Raw genomic sequence first — 14,222 nt, forward strand, 5'->3', positions numbered from 1 at the left:
CCCTACCGTAGCTGCATCCGGTGTGCGGTGGCGGATTTGGGTACTGCGCCACCTATCCGTTCACGAAACGGACTCGTAATCCCTGGGCGCCTCAGAAACGAATCGCTCAACTGAGCACCCGGGCCCGGTCAAAACTGCGGCGGCTGGGTACCGATGTGGGCGGCCCGTCAGTGAACCGGAGTACGAGCACCGCGGATTGGTCCGACGGTATGCCGGCCAATGCTTGGAAGTCGCGCTGCAATTGGGCGAGTTCATCGGCGAACTGAGGTGACAGGTCGTTGAATTCGGTGCGGTCGCTGGCGTACAGGAAAACAGGCGAGACCGGCTGGACGGACAGCCCGTGCTGCTGGGCGATGATCCAAACCAACTCGACGGCCGCTCCTCCCCGAGCGTAGTCGCGAAGGTCTTTTCCGGCCACGGTGATCGCTGCCACCGCAGAACTGGCCGATATCCGGTCGCGCGTGTCTTCGCCGAGCGCGCTGCCCGCGTTCCATTGGGCCAGCCGTGTCATGACGTCGGTGCGGCGCAGGATGTCGAGCATCGCCAGATCGCCGGCGCCGAGTTCGAGGCTGCGCACATCGATGCCGGTGTCTGGTTCGGGATCGCGCGGCCAGCGCAGTTCGGAGACCATCTCTTTGTGCAAGTGCGGCGTCAGGTAACGGATGCGGTCGGATGCGGCCAGAAGTGTTGCCGCATGGGCGATGTCGTCTCTTTCGGTGAGCAGGTGTAGCTGCGCGCCTTCACGCTGTGCGGCGTTGACCAGCGCCTCGATGGTGGCGGCGTCGATCGGTCGGGGCTTTCCGTGGTGTCGGTTGGTTTCGCGTTCGAGCATCGGCTGATAAAGGTCGGCAAGCCCGGGGTCGGTGCCATCGGTCAATTCCAGCGTCGCGCGCAGCGGCGATCCGTCGACGTGGTCGGTGATGCTGACGGGCCCCAGGATGTGGTGGGCGGCGGCAGCGATTCTGGCGTTCAAGAGGGCGGCCCCCACGGCGACGGCGCTGCCGCGGAAGCTGACATCCATTGTCGAAGTGTGTTGTACCGCAATGTCGATGGTGATCCCGTTAGCTCCGGCGTGGACATACCACGGTTGGACGTTGCCTCCCGACGGTGCGCGAATCGCCGCCGCGGCAATGATGCCGGCCATCCCGGGCAGGTCCGGCGCCTCGTGCCGGTCAACCGGCGCGGCGCAGTGCCCGGCCATGTCGGGTTCATCGAGTTGGTCGAGCGCGCAACCAATATCGATGCGGGTGCGGCCCGAGCGAAGGTCCTCGCCGAGTCCGATTCTGCGCACGCACTCCGCCAACGCCGACGCACCCAGCACGACATCCGAAGCCACCTGCGGCCAGGTCGACACCGTGCGGTCGATCTCGATGAGCGAGGCGGCCGTGCGGGGCGAAAGCCGTTCGGCCTCAAGGTGACGCAGGACATGGGGCACCTTGTCGCGGCTGCTCATGCCCGGCAGCAAGGCGATGTCCACGTCGCCGAGCAGGCCGTGCAGAATTGGGCGTTGCGGCTCTTGATCGAAACGCTCCACGTCGACCAGTCCGCGGTCACTGGTAGCCATCAGCACCGGAATGCGGCGGGCGCGGGCGCCTTCTCGCAGCAGCGCCTTCATGTCCAGCGAATCGCATTCTTCGATGATGATGTCGAGCCCGTCCAGGAACGCGTCGACGGTACCGAAGCTGAGTCCGGCGTCAAACACCTCGACCGGGAGGTACGGGTCGAGTTCGGCGATCCGGCGCGCCGCCACACAAGCCTTGTTGACGTCGAGGTCGAACACGCTGGCCGGCACCCGATTCAGGTTCGATAGCTCGAGGTGATCAAAGTCGGCCAGCCGAAGACGGCCACACAATCCCTGCGCGGCAAGAGTGTGCGCAATGACATGCCCGACGCTGAGGCCGGCCACGCCAATCCGCAGCGCGCCGAGCCGATCCTGTTCTGCCGCGGTGATGTTGTTGCGGTTACGGTCCAGACGTACCGCGCGGTAGCCCCGCGGGCCCAGGACCGCCACGACGGCGCGCCGCCAGGGGTAGTAGGCCCATCGCCCGGGCTCTGCGATGAGGTCAGGGTGCGGTTTGGGGCGAAGGCTGGACAGGTTGGCTACCTGTGCGTCGAGCCGGTCGATGAACTCCACGCTGGGGTCGGCTTGGAGCCGCCGCAACGCCGCGCCGCCGTCGGGCGCCTCGGAATCGAGAATCTGCGCGGAGTAAGCGGATACGGCGGACTCATCCATGGTGCTTCGTGTATAGCATCCGGGCGCCAGGCCGGACCGGGTTTGACTCGGTTTCCGTCGCGCAACCTCAGCGCTGTCGGCGATCTCACACGCGGTGACGAGTCGATTCCTGGGGTTCCGCTTCGTCGAGGAATTGGCCATGCCGGATGAGCCCGGTGACGGCGGCATCCCAGCGTCGCAACTGCGGTTCGGTAAAGAAAGGCTCCCGCAGGTACAGCTCGATATAAGGATGCAGAATGACCGCGCCGACACGCAGAATCAGCGGGTTGAGCGCCGCCCAATCGGGATCGAGGTCGGGGCGGGCCTTGCTGCGCCGGGAGAACTCGTCGCGCTGGGCCGTGCTGATCCCCAAAAGTCCGGTGAAGATGACCGATCCGAATGCGCCGCCCTCGGCGAGCGCGCGCCCGAGATAGGTGATGAGGTCGGGCCGTTCGGCCATCAAGGACGTCAGGCGGCGGCCGGCTTCGTCGAGCCCGTCGGCAGGCGCGTCGGCAAGCGCGGTTGGTTCCAGCGCCTCACCGACCACCTGCAGCACGTACTGATTGACGGCGGCGGTGAGCGCCGCCTTGGTGCGGAAGTGGTGCTGCACGAGCCCGACTGACACTCCGGCGGTTTCGGCGACCGTGCGCAGCGACGTCGTGGCGATGCCGTGCGTGGCAAAGCAGCTCAGGGTGGCGTCGCGAATCCGCTCCTTGGCCGTTGGCGCGACGGGCGGGGGCGGTTCGTAGGGGAACATCCGGGTGGATCCCATGGCTCGACAATATAACCGCATCGCGCGGCGATATGTGGCGATCGACTTACGTTATACGCGTATTGTTTTGCCGGCATTTGCGCACGGGGTGGCAGTCGGGCCGCGGCAACCTCGGCTAGCCGCACGTGTCCTTCTCCACGAAGGGTGTTCCCGCGCACAAGGTCCCGTTACGTTACTGCGACTGCCGCTCGAGATACCCGACCATCTGCCGCCAGTACACCAGGGTCAGCGCCATCTGCACGGTGACCGCGATCAGCGCCGGCCGCAGCCGGTGGCGGCGGGCGGCGAGCACCGCAGTCAGCGCGGCCGCCGACGTCGCCGCGCTGACCAATGCCGCCGCATCACGGGGACGACGGCTGATCCACAGCTCCTCGCCCAGCATCGCCCGCGTCGACCATGCGCGGTGATGGGCGGGTTTGCCGAAAACGAACGGATTCACGGCCAGCCACAGCGCAATCCACACCGCGTGGCTCCATCGCCGCGTCCACGGCGGGATCAGGATCAACGGCGTGCTCGCCCACCGGGTCCATGCGCTCCACGGATGGCAGTGCCGCGCGAAGACCGCACGCCGAACGCGCGCAACGGATAACACCAGCGCTACCGCATCGCGGTGTCGGAATGCTCGGCCGGGACCACCACCGGCGCACCGGCGGCGGGCGCGGATGTGGCCGACAACGGCGTCCGCGCAATGCCCGGGGTGCCCAGCGCTCCGGCCAGCCAGGGCAGCGCCGCCGCGAACACCCGGTCCGCGAACGGCCAGTCGTGCCTGCCGGGCTGCGGAACGACTGCGCAGTCGATGCCGTTGGCGCGGCCGAGCGCACACAGCGAATAGGCGGCCGCGGCCTGGTTGGCGGGATTGGCGGCCGCTTCGCGTCCGGCCAGGCGGATGGCAACGCTATCGGTCAGCTGGATGTCCCGGCGCGCCGCGGGCGGCCCTTCCGACGAAATCGCGAACCAGCCCGCCACGTCGCGGTAGGGCCCGTGCCGGTTGATCACCGTGGTCGGATCGAAAGTGGCCCAGGCGTCGGCGTTTCCGCCGAACAGCCGGGCGATGGTTTGTGCCTTGTTGCCGGCGTTCGGGAAGAAGTCGCCGGCGACGTCGACGAACGCGCTGAACATATCGGGATGCATGACGGTCAAATCCACGGCGCAGGTCCCGCCCATGGACCAGCCGGCCACACCCCAGTTGGACCGGTGCGGGCTGACGCCGAAAGTCGAAACCATATAGGGCACGACGTCTTTGGTGAGGTGGTCGGCGGCGTTGCCCCGGACCCCGTTGACGCATTCGGTGTCGTTGTTGAAGGCGCCGCCTGAGTCCACGAACACGAACACCGGCGCCTTGCCGCCGTGCGCGGCCGCGAAGTCGTCGATCGTCTTGACCGCGTTGCCCGCACGCGTCCAGTCCGCCGGCGTGTTGAACTGCCCGCCGATCATCATCACCGTCGGCAACGGCGGCGGTGGGGTGCTGGCGAACCATTCGGGCGGCAGGTAGACGAGCTCGCCACGGTGTTTGAAGTGCGACCCGTCCGAGGGGATCGCGACGGGCACCACGGTGCCGTGCGGTGGCCGGGTTCCCTTGGCGGCCATTGCCGTAACGGTGGCCTGATCGGTCTGATCGGGCAGCGGGCCGGACGTCAGCTGGCTCCAGGCGGACTGGACCGTGGGGAAGTAGCCCACCCACAGGTTGAGCACCAGCGCCGCGCTGAGCACGCACAATGGCACGGCCAGCACCGCCGCGCCGCGCCGCCAGCGGCGCGCGCTGCGCCATCCCAGAACCAGCACCGCCACCGCCATACCCGTCAGCGCGATCCAGAGCCACAGCGCCGCCGGCGCCGGCTCCTCGGAGAGCCCGTCGTCGACGATGTACCAGTGCGTCAGGTAGGCCGCGGCTCCGCCGGCCAGCGCCGCCGCCGGCATCCGCACCGTCCGCCAGCGACGCGACCGCCAGCCGACCGCCAACGTCAGCACGACGGCGGCGAGCACCTGGATCGTCGTCGGCACCCAGCCATGCATCAGCGAGGTGTGACTAAGAGCCAGGACCTGCGCGGGGGCTGCGTTCGTCGGGGCTGTCACGTGAGTCATTGTGATCTATTGTTAACCGGCCTGGAACCTATTTACCTAATGTTCGCTGACGACGGGCTGAATGTTGCGATCCTCGGCTAATGCGGTTTAGCCAGCGGAAACGGCAGCGTCTCGCGGATGCTGCGGCCCGTTATGAGCATGACGAGGCGATCGACGCCCATCCCCAGCCCGCCGGTGGGCGGCATCGCGTATTCCATCGCTTGCAGGAAGTCTTCGTCGAGCTCCATCGCCTCGGGATCCCCACCCGCGGCCAACAGCGACTGCTCCTGCAGGCGGCGGCGCTGTTCCACCGGATCGGTGAGCTCGCTGTAGGCGGTGGCCAGCTCGACACCCCACGCCACCAGGTCCCACCGTTCGGCGACGCCGGGTTCGCTGCGGTGCGGCCGGGTCAGTGGCGACACCGATGTCGGAAAGTCGATGTAGAACGTGGGCTCCTCGGTCCGGTCCTCGACCAAATGCTCATACAGCTCCAGCACCACCGCGCCGGCGTCCCAGTGCGCCCGATAGGGAATGTGCACGGCGTCGGAGAACTTGCGCAGGGTGGGTAGCGGCGTGGTGGGGTCGATGTGCTCGCCGAGCGCCTCGGATACGGCGTCATACACGGTCTTGACGGTCCACACGCCGGAGATGTCGACGGGTTCCAGGCTGCCACTGGTGCCCTGGCCGCGTGGGCGCATCACGGTCTGGTCGCCGTGAGCGGCCTGGGCGGCGTTCTGGATCAGCTCACGGCACCCGTCGATCCAGACCTTGTAGTCGGCGTGCGCCTGGTAGGCCTCCAGCAACGTGAACTCCGGGTTGTGGCTGAAGTCGACACCCTCGTTGCGGAACGCCCGGCCCAACTCGAACACTCGCTCGACGCCGCCGACGCACAACCGCTTGAGATAGAGCTCCGGCGCGATCCGCAGGAACAGGTCCATGTCGTAGGTGTTGATGTGCGTGACGAACGGCCGCGCGGTGGCGCCGCCGTGGATCTGCTGCAGGATCGGGGTCTCGACTTCGATGAACCCCTTGGCGAACAGCGTTTGGCGGACCGAGCGCAGCACCTCGCTGCGTGCCGTGATCAACTCGCGCGACTCGGGATTGACAGCCAGGTCGACGTAGCGGGTCCGCACCCGGGCCTCCGGGTCGGTCAGCCCCTTCCACTTATTGGGCAACGGCCGCAAGCACTTACCGATCATCCGCCAGTCTTCGACGATCAGCGAGCGCGTCCCCTTCTTGGAAAAGCCCATGTGGCCGGAGACTTCGATCAGGTCACCGAGATCGATGGCGGCCGTGAAGTCGGCCGTGCGCCCGCGCTGCAACTGCGAATTGTCCAGCAGCACTTGCATTTCTCCCGACCAGTCACGCAGCTGCGCGAACAGCACTCCGCCGTAGTCGCGTATCCGCAGGACCCGGCCGGAGACCGTGATCGTTTCCCGGTCGTCCGCATCGAGGGCCGCGGCGACGCTGTGGCTGGGCGGGCGGCCGACCGGATATGCGTCGATGCCGTTGCGCCGCAACACCTTCAGCTTGGCCAGGCGCACCCGGACCTGTTCGGGCAGCCGGGATCTCGCCTCCTCCTCGTCGGCCGACTCCTGGCGTCTCTGCAGCCCGCTGACGTCCGGCGCGCTCCCGTCGTGATGCAGCAGCCCGGACTCGGCCAGCCGGGCGGGCACGGCCGGGTGATGGCCGGTGTGCGGCTTGCGCCGGCCGAACGGCAAGACGAGGAAGCCCTCGGCGAGGGCCGAGGCGACCCCGACCCGGGGGATCAGGCGGGCGTCCTCGTAGCAGGCGTAGCGCGGTATCCAGTCGGGTTGGTATTTCATGTTGGAGCGATACAGCGTCTCGAGCTGCCACCACCTCGAGAAGAACAGCAGGAACCCGCGCCACAGCCGGGCGACGGGCCCGGCGCCGAGTTGGGCGCCCTGTTCGAATGCCGAGCGAAACATCGCGAAGTTCAGTGAAATACGGGTGATACCAAGGGTTTCCGCGTTGAGGGCGAGGTCGCTGACCATCAGCTCGATGGTGCCGTTGGGGGACTGCGGCGATCGGCGCATCAGGTCCAGGGAGACACCGGTGGTTCCCCACGGGACCAGCGACAGCATCGCTACGACGGCGCCGTCCCGGTCCAGCGCCTCGACCAGCAGGCAGTCCCCGTCGGCGGGGTCGCCGAGCCGACCCAGCGCCATCGAGAAGCCGCGTTCGGTTTGGGTATCGCGCCAGGCGTCGGCGCGGGTGATGGTGTCGGCCATCTCGTCGGCCCCGATGTCGCGGTGCCGCCGGATCCGAACGGTCAGCCCCGCCCGGCGGGCCCGGGTCACGGCCTGGCGCACTCCGCGCATATCGGGACCGGACAGCTTGAAGTCGGCGGTCCGCAGGATGGCCTCGTCGCCGAGCTCCAGCGCGTTCAGGCCGGCTTCGCGGTATGTCCGCGCGCCCTGGGTGCTGGCGCCCATGACGCCGGGGGCCCAGCCGTAGGTCTGGCACAGACCGAGCCAGGCGTCGGCGGCCTGGGACCACGCCCGCGGATCGCCGATCGGGTCGCCGCTGGCCAGGCAGACGCCGACTTCGACGCGGTAGGTGATGGCGGCGCGCCCGCTTTGGGCGAAAACCACCGACTTGTCGCGGCGGGTGGCGAAGTAGCCCAGAGAGTCCTGCTTGCCGTACAACTCGAGCAGCCCGCGGATGGCCGATTCGTCCTCACCGGTCAGCGCGTTTTCCGCGCGCTGGGATTGGAAGAGCACGATGGTGGCCATGATCAGCGCGAGCGCGCCGAACAGACCGAAGATCGCGTTGAGGAACACGTGCGGACGGCCGCTGAACAGGTCCGGATCCGCGAGCGCGAATCCGACCACCCGGTTGGCCACGTAGGGCAGGCGGTCCTGGCGGGTCAGCGTCCCGGGGAACAACTCGACCAGGGCCCAGGACACTCCGATTCCCACCACGTCCCCGGCCACCAGCACCCCGGCCGCTTTCACCAGCGCTCCGTTGCGGACCTTGGCCCAGAATTCCCGGTAGGCCAACACCAGCAGGACGATCACGACGATGTGTACCGCGAACCCGAGGTTCTCGCCGAAGATCTCGGCGGCGGTGTTGTCACCGGCGGCGATCTCGGCGGCGTTCAGCGCGGCGGCGAGAATCATGTTGGCCAGCAACAGCAGCCAGGCGATCCGCTTACGCGCGGTCAGGGCCGCGGCCAACAAGGCCAACACGAACGACCACGCGATGCTGGTGTCGGGGAAGTTGAACAGATAGTCGTTGATGAACTCGCGCGGGACCTTGATCAGATACCGGATCAGCGGGGACACGCTGCCCAGCAACGACACGGTGGCGATGACACCCACGGTCCACCCGGCCGCCGCCGGCACCCAGCGATACCGCGAATTCGACCGGCTGCGAGGCCCCAAATGGGGCCCCGAACGAGGAGAAGCGAGTGTCACAGACCGCGAGGATATGCCCTGAATCCGTGAAAAGCTTGCCGAAGCGCTAAGAGTGGCGGGCACGAGTTTGGCCGCGCTTTTCGCGTCGGGTTGACGGCGGGTGCGGCGCCGTGGTCGGCCGAGGTGCTAAAAGGCACCTCAAGGCTGCTAAACTAGCGCCTGCGACCATCCCGGCGAACGCCAGGAACAGTTAAGTGGAGTCCCACTCCCACCGCGAGCCGACGAGATCCCTACGCGGATCTTCGGAAGGTTTGGCGGTCCGGTCACAGGCAACGTGTATGCCTGTTCCGCGTGTAGCGCGGGCGGCCCGAGTAGTCCTCGGTCGCGATCGGTCGGCATTGGGCCCTGCTGGTGCAGGGCTTTTTTGCTAGTGGTGTGGTGTTTCCGCCGCTGATTCCCGACCAACCCCGGCCACCGGTCGTCACGCAGGACATCCAGAAGCCCAACAAGGGAGGCCCCATCAGCACTGAGACCCGCGTCAACGAGCGCATCCGCGTACCTGAAGTCCGATTGATTGGCCCAGGGGGAGAGCAGGTAGGCATCGTGCGCATCGAAGACGCACTGCGCGTCGCCGCGGACGCCGATCTCGACCTCGTCGAAGTTGCCCCGAACGCCAGGCCGCCGGTCTGCAAGATCATGGACTACGGCAAGTTCAAATACGAAGCGGCGCAAAAGGCGCGCGAATCCCGCCGGAACCAGCAGCAGACCGTCGTCAAAGAGCAAAAGCTGCGACCCAAGATCGACGATCACGACTACGAGACCAAAAAGGGCCACGTCATCCGCTTCCTGGAAGCGGGATCGAAGGTGAAGGTCACGATCATGTTCCGCGGACGTGAGCAGTCGCGGCCCGAGCTGGGCTATCGATTGCTCCAGCGCCTGGGCGCGGACGTCGCCGAATACGGTTTCGTGGAGACGTCCGCCAAGCAGGACGGCCGCAACATGACGATGGTGCTGGCACCGCACCGCGGCGCGAAGACTCGCGCCAGGGCGCGGCATCCCGAAGATGCGGGGGGCGGCGTGGCACCGGATTCCGATGCGACCGCCGACGCCGAACCTTCGTCGAACTGACCTAAGGCAAGAACAGCGAGGACTCGAAGAGAAACTCGAGTCCTTCATAGAACAGAGGAAAAATGCCCAAAGCCAAGACCCACAGCGGGGCCGCAAAGCGCTTCCGGCGCACCGGAACCGGCAAGATCGTGCGGCAGAAGGCCAACCGCCGGCACCTGCTCGAGCACAAGCCCACGAAACGGACCCGCCGGCTCGACGGCCGCACCGTGGTGTCGGCCAACGACACCCAGCGGATCAACCGGCTGCTGAACGGCTGACCACCCGCCGGCCAGACCCGCACCGCGAGCTGGCACGGCGAACCCCTTTATCGACCCATTACGCATGAACGAGAGTAGGAATATCCAATGGCACGCGTGAAGCGGGCGGTCAACGCCCACAAGAAGAGGCGCAGCATCCTTAAGGCCTCGAAGGGCTATCGCGGCCAGCGATCCCGGCTCTACCGCAAAGCCAAAGAGCAGCAACTGCATTCGTTGCAGTACGCGTACCGCGACCGTCGTGCGCGCAAGGGCGAATTCCGCAAACTGTGGATCTCACGCATCAACGCGGCGGCGCGCGCCAACGACATCACCTACAACCGGCTGATCCAGGGCCTCAAGGCCGCCGGTGTGGAGGTGGACCGCAAAAACCTGGCCGACATCGCGGTCGCGGACCCGGCCGCCTTCACCGCGCTGGTCGACATCGCCCGTGCGGCGCTGCCCGAGGACGTCAACGCGCCGTCGGATTCGGGAGAAGCCGCCTAACCGACCGCCTAACCGACGATGCCTGACCGGCAGGTGCTGACCGAACGTTCGGCCACGGTCGCCGCGGCGGTCAAACTGCATCGCCACGTCGGGCGCCGTCGGGCACGCCGTTTTCTCGCCGAAGGCCCCAACCTGGTCGAGGCCGCCTCCCGGCGCGGCCTGGTCCGCGACGTCTTTGCCACCGACGTCGCCCAGCACCGCCATGCGTCGTTGCTGGCGGCCCTGGATTGCCCGGTCCACCCGGTCACCGAGCGCGCCGCGAAGGCCCTCTCCGACACCGTCACCCCGGCGGGGCTGGTCGCGGTGTGCGACATGCCGGCGACCCGCCTCGACGACGTGCTGGCCGGCTCTCCTCGGCTGATCGCGGTCGCCGTCGAGATCAGCGAGCCCGGCAATGCCGGCACCCTGATTCGCCTCGCCGACGCGATGGGCGCGGCCGCTGTGATCCTCGGCGGCCACAGCGTCGATCCGTACAACGGCAAGTGTCTGCGCGCGTCGGCCGGCAGCATCTTCTCGGTCCCGGTCGTCGCCGCGCCGGACGCGCTCGCCGCCGTGGACGCGTTACGCGCCGCGGGTCTGCAGGCGCTCGCCACCACCGTGGATGGCGAGCAACGGCTGGACGAGGCCGGCGAACTGCTCGGCAGGCCGACGGCGTGGCTGTTCGGGCCCGAATCCCACGGCCTGCCAAGCGAAATCGCGGCCGCGGCCGACCACCGGCTGCGGATCCCGATGTCCGGCGGCGCCGAGAGCCTGAATGTGGCGTCGGCCGCGGCCATCTGTCTGTATCAGAGCGCGCGGGCGCTGAACCTGCCTACGCGGCCTTGACGGGTCGCTTCGGGCGGCCCCGCCCGGCGCGCAAGCCGGCCAGCGACAACGTCGTGTGCACCAACGATCCGGCCCGCTCCAGCACCGCCCGGGCGGGTCGCAGCGCGGGGTCGAACGGCAACTTGGGCGGCGGGGGAAAGTAGTGCATCGGCAGCCCGCGGCGGTCGCGCGGCGGCGCCATGAACGGCGGGGCCTCGACCAGCGGCGCGTCGCTGGGCAGCCGTCCCTCGGCGCGGCGGTAGGCGGCCAGCGCACGCGGGTGCAGCCGGATCTCGTCGGGCACCGCCAGGAACGCCAGTTCGACGATCTTGCCGAACAACCGCAGCAGCACCTCGTCGCCCGGGGTCCAACGCATTCCGGCCTTTTCGCGGACTGCGGGTTCGAACAGGCCCGCGGCGATCCAGCGCTGCCCGGCCACCAGCGGTTTGAAGATCCGGTCCCAGATCGGGGTCGGCATCGGCACGAACTTGGGTTTGGGAATCCGGATGTCGAAGATGTCGAGGACCGCCCGGTTGATTTCCAACTCCTCGCGACCGACCCGCTCCCAGTACTGCTGGAATTCGTCCCACGATTCGGGCACCGGCCGCATGCTCATCCCGTACATCCGGTACCACTGCACGTGCTCGTCGAACAGCTGCCGCTTCTCGGCCTCGGTCAAGCCGCCGCAGAAGTACTCGGCCACCTTGACGATCAGCATGAAAAACGTGGCGTGCGCCCAGTAGAAGGTTTCCGGATCGAGCGCGTGGTAGCGCCGACCCTCGGCGTCGACTCCTTTGATCGTGCGGTGGTAACCCTTGATCTGCTGGCCGGTCTGGGCCGCCCGGTCGCCGTCGTAGACCACGCCCATGATCGGGTAGACAGACCGGGCCACCCGCTGTAGCGGCTCGCGCAGCAGGATCGAATGTTCCTCGACCGCCGCGCCGAGTTCGGGGTACATGTTCTGGATCGCCCCGATCCACACGCCCATCATTCCGGTGCGCAGGTCGCCAAAATACTTCCAGGTCAGGGAATCTGGTCCGAGCGGATCAGCGGATGTAGTCGATCTGCCAGTCATCGCGGCCTCCTGCACCGATTGGCCTCACGATAACTTTGACAACGCCCGTTGTCTACGATTTCGGTGATGTGTCCGCGGGGTGTTATCGAGCTTCCACACCGGTGTGGCAGCACCGTGATCAGGCGGCTGGGTGCGATGTGTGCCACACCCGGCGAGGCCGTCGTTGCCTGCCTCTGACGAAACCAAATACCCTGGCCGGGTGGAACTCGCGCGTCGCGATCTCGACTCGGGCGAGCCTGGCGAATCCGCTGCGGCGCACTCCGCACCGCGGGGTCCGCTGTCGGTGCATAACGCGACTCAATGGCTGCACGGCCGAAATCACAGCCCCGGGGCGGTGGCGCTGGTCCGGCGCGCGCGTCGGCTGCTGCCCGGGGACCCCGAGTTCGGCGATCCGCTGTCCACGGCCGGCGATGGTGGCCCGCGCGCCGCCGCGCGGGCGGCCGACCGGCTGCTGGGCGACCGCGACGCGGTGTCGCGTGAGGTCAGCCTGGGGGTGCTGCAGGTGTGGCAGGCGCTGGCCGAGGGGGTTTCGCGGCGGCCGGCTAATCCCGAGGTGACGTTGGTCTTCACCGACCTGGTCGGCTTTTCGACGTGGTCCCTGCAGGCCGGCGACGACGCGGCCCTCACGCTGCTCCGCCAGGTGGCGCGGGCCCTCGAACCACCGCTGCTCGACGCCGGCGGGCACATCGTCAAACGGATGGGCGACGGACTCATGGCCGTGTTCGGCGATCCGATGGTCGCCGTGCGAGCCGTGCTGACCGCCAAGGAGGCGCTCCGGGCGGTCGAGGTAGATGGCTACACACCGCGGATGCGCGTGGGAATCCACACCGGACGGCCGCAGCGCCTGGCCGCGGATTGGCTCGGTGTGGATGTGAATGTCGCCGCACGAGTTATGGAACGGGCCACCAAAGGTGGAATCATGGTGTCGAGTTCAACGTTGGATCTCATACCGCAAAGCGAGTTGGATGCGTTGGGCGTCGAGGCCAAGCGCACCCGCAAACCCGTTTTCGGGCCGAAGCCCGCCGGGATGCCCGCAGATTTGGCGATATATCGCCTCAAGACTTTTAGGGAGTTGTCAGGCGCTGATGACACAGCCGACACACAACCGCAGCCATAATGGGTGCCAATGATAGGGGGCATCGTGTCCCGGCTGGCCCGGGTCCAATTCACCGTGGGGTATGCGGCGCTGCTGCTTGCCATCAGCTGCGCCATCCTGGTGCTCGGTCCGGACGCGCATGACATCATCGTCGCGCGTGCCAGCACCAACGTGCACAACCTGTCCCACGGGCACCTGGGCACGCTGCTGGGCAGCGCGCTGGTCGTCGACGCCGGCCCGCTCTACTTCTGGCTGCCCTTCCTGACCTGCCTGCTGGCGCTGGCCGAGCTGCATTTGCGCACCATCCGGCTGGTGGTGGCGTTCCTCGTCGGCCACATCGGCGCGACGCTGCTGGTGGCCGCCGCCCTGGCCGGGGCCGTCAAGTTCGGCTGGCTGCCGGTGTCGATCACCCGGGCCAGCGATGTCGGGATGAGCTACGGCGCGCTGGCGGTGCTCGGCGCGATGACGGCGGTGATCCCCTCGCGCTGGCGGGCCGCCTGGGTCGGCTGGTGGGTGGCGGCGGGCATCGCTTCGGCGATCGTGGGCGGCGACTTCACCGACGCCGGTCATACCGTCGCCGTGATCCTGGGCGTCCTGGTGTCGGCGCGCTTCCGGCAGCCGATCCACTGGACGCCGGCCCGCTACCTGATGCTGGCGGCCTCCTCGGGCTTCGGCTTCCTGATGCTGGCCCACCACTGGGGAACCATGGCGGCGACACCGGTGTTCGGCCTCCTCGGCGCCCTGGTCGCCTACACGGTGGCGAAGTTCGTCACCGGCCGGGGCCTCCCGGTCGCGCCGCTGGACGGCGACGACACATTGCCCGGTCCCGCGCCGGCCGTCGCCGGCTGAGCGCCGCCGGGCAACTGCCCAGCGCCCGCCGGGCGCCGCGCAGCGAATCACTATGATCAGCATTCGACCCGTGCCGCGCGGAAAGCACCATCGATGCGGGCAGCC

The 14,222-nt window shown here is 67.9% G+C and carries 12 protein-coding genes; 6 read left to right on the forward strand and 6 right to left on the reverse strand.

The features are described from left to right. Positions 1 to 106: 106 nt before the first annotated feature. The 5 genes from A5775_RS23400 to lysX all read right to left on the reverse strand — a co-directional run bounded on the left by A5775_RS23400 (position 107) and on the right by lysX (position 8,485). Positions 107 to 2,233, reverse strand: a complete 2,127-nt coding sequence (locus A5775_RS23400) for an Rv1355c family protein (RefSeq protein ID WP_067257904.1) — start codon at positions 2,231 to 2,233, stop codon at positions 107 to 109. 85 nt (positions 2,234 to 2,318) lie between these two features. Further along, complete coding sequence (locus A5775_RS23405; RefSeq protein ID WP_067257907.1) at positions 2,319 to 2,984, reverse strand: TetR/AcrR family transcriptional regulator; 666 nt, start codon at positions 2,982 to 2,984, stop codon at positions 2,319 to 2,321. 172 nt (positions 2,985 to 3,156) lie between these two features. After that, positions 3,157 to 3,576, reverse strand: a complete 420-nt coding sequence (locus tag A5775_RS23410) for a DUF6653 family protein (protein ID WP_197512870.1) — start codon at positions 3,574 to 3,576, stop codon at positions 3,157 to 3,159. A 5-nt stretch (positions 3,577 to 3,581) separates the two neighbouring features. Continuing rightward, complete coding sequence (locus tag A5775_RS23415; protein ID WP_197512872.1) at positions 3,582 to 5,066, reverse strand: alpha/beta hydrolase family protein; 1,485 nt, start codon at positions 5,064 to 5,066, stop codon at positions 3,582 to 3,584. A 77-nt stretch (positions 5,067 to 5,143) separates the two neighbouring features. After that, positions 5,144 to 8,485, reverse strand: coding sequence for a bifunctional lysylphosphatidylglycerol synthetase/lysine--tRNA ligase LysX (gene lysX / locus A5775_RS23420; protein ID WP_369827904.1), 3,342 nt, complete (start codon positions 8,483 to 8,485; stop codon positions 5,144 to 5,146). A 459-nt stretch (positions 8,486 to 8,944) separates the two neighbouring features. On the opposite strand from lysX, the gene infC reads away from it, so the two are divergent. The 4 genes from infC (at position 8,945) to A5775_RS23440 (ending at position 11,118) form a co-directional block, all read left to right on the forward strand. After that, positions 8,945 to 9,553 (forward strand): translation initiation factor IF-3, encoded by a 609-nt coding sequence (infC, locus tag A5775_RS23425; protein ID WP_067258034.1) that lies wholly within the window; start codon positions 8,945 to 8,947, stop codon positions 9,551 to 9,553. 62 nt (positions 9,554 to 9,615) lie between these two features. Next, positions 9,616 to 9,810: a 50S ribosomal protein L35 gene (gene rpmI / locus A5775_RS23430; RefSeq protein ID WP_067257922.1), complete on the forward strand. Its 195-nt coding sequence runs from the start codon at positions 9,616 to 9,618 to the stop codon at positions 9,808 to 9,810. An 87-nt stretch (positions 9,811 to 9,897) separates the two neighbouring features. Then, positions 9,898 to 10,293 (forward strand): 50S ribosomal protein L20, encoded by a 396-nt coding sequence (rplT, locus tag A5775_RS23435; RefSeq protein ID WP_008257634.1) that lies wholly within the window; start codon positions 9,898 to 9,900, stop codon positions 10,291 to 10,293. A 33-nt stretch (positions 10,294 to 10,326) separates the two neighbouring features. Then, a complete protein-coding gene (locus A5775_RS23440; RefSeq protein WP_156660830.1) occupies positions 10,327 to 11,118 on the forward strand; it encodes an RNA methyltransferase in 792 nt (263 codons plus the stop codon). On the opposite strand, the gene A5775_RS23445 is transcribed toward A5775_RS23440, so the two are convergent. Next, positions 11,105 to 12,172 (reverse strand): oxygenase MpaB family protein, encoded by a 1,068-nt coding sequence (locus tag A5775_RS23445; protein WP_067258036.1) that lies wholly within the window; start codon positions 12,170 to 12,172, stop codon positions 11,105 to 11,107. The two genes, A5775_RS23440 and A5775_RS23445, sit on opposite strands and share 14 nt — an antisense overlap. Before the next feature lie 199 nt (positions 12,173 to 12,371). On the opposite strand from A5775_RS23445, the gene A5775_RS23450 reads away from it, so the two are divergent. Next, positions 12,372 to 13,289 (forward strand): adenylate/guanylate cyclase domain-containing protein, encoded by a 918-nt coding sequence (locus A5775_RS23450; protein WP_067257929.1) that lies wholly within the window; start codon positions 12,372 to 12,374, stop codon positions 13,287 to 13,289. 9 nt (positions 13,290 to 13,298) lie between these two features. Then, on the forward strand, positions 13,299 to 14,117 hold the full coding sequence (locus A5775_RS23455; protein WP_067257932.1) for a rhomboid-like protein: 819 nt from the start codon (positions 13,299 to 13,301) through the stop codon (positions 14,115 to 14,117). Positions 14,118 to 14,222 lie beyond the last annotated feature (105 nt).

Source organism: Mycobacterium sp. 852002-10029_SCH5224772 (assembly GCF_001667315.1).
Taxonomy (GTDB): domain Bacteria; phylum Actinomycetota; class Actinomycetes; order Mycobacteriales; family Mycobacteriaceae; genus Mycobacterium.

Excerpts from the sequence above, each read along its gene's own strand:
- A5775_RS23400 (WP_067257904.1), bottom strand. The coding sequence starts at position 2,233 with ATGGATGAGTCCGCCGTATCCGCTTACTCCGCGCAGATTCTCGATTCC.
- A5775_RS23405 (WP_067257907.1), bottom strand. The coding sequence starts at position 2,984 with ATGGGATCCACCCGGATGTTCCCCTACGAACCGCCCCCGCCCGTCGCG.
- A5775_RS23415 (WP_197512872.1), bottom strand. The coding sequence starts at position 5,066 with ATGACTCACGTGACAGCCCCGACGAACGCAGCCCCCGCGCAGGTCCTG.
- rpmI (WP_067257922.1), top strand. The coding sequence starts at position 9,616 with ATGCCCAAAGCCAAGACCCACAGCGGGGCCGCAAAGCGCTTCCGGCGC.
- rplT (WP_008257634.1), top strand. The coding sequence starts at position 9,898 with ATGGCACGCGTGAAGCGGGCGGTCAACGCCCACAAGAAGAGGCGCAGC.
- A5775_RS23445 (WP_067258036.1), bottom strand. The coding sequence starts at position 12,172 with ATGACTGGCAGATCGACTACATCCGCTGATCCGCTCGGACCAGATTCC.
- A5775_RS23455 (WP_067257932.1), top strand. The coding sequence starts at position 13,299 with ATGATAGGGGGCATCGTGTCCCGGCTGGCCCGGGTCCAATTCACCGTG.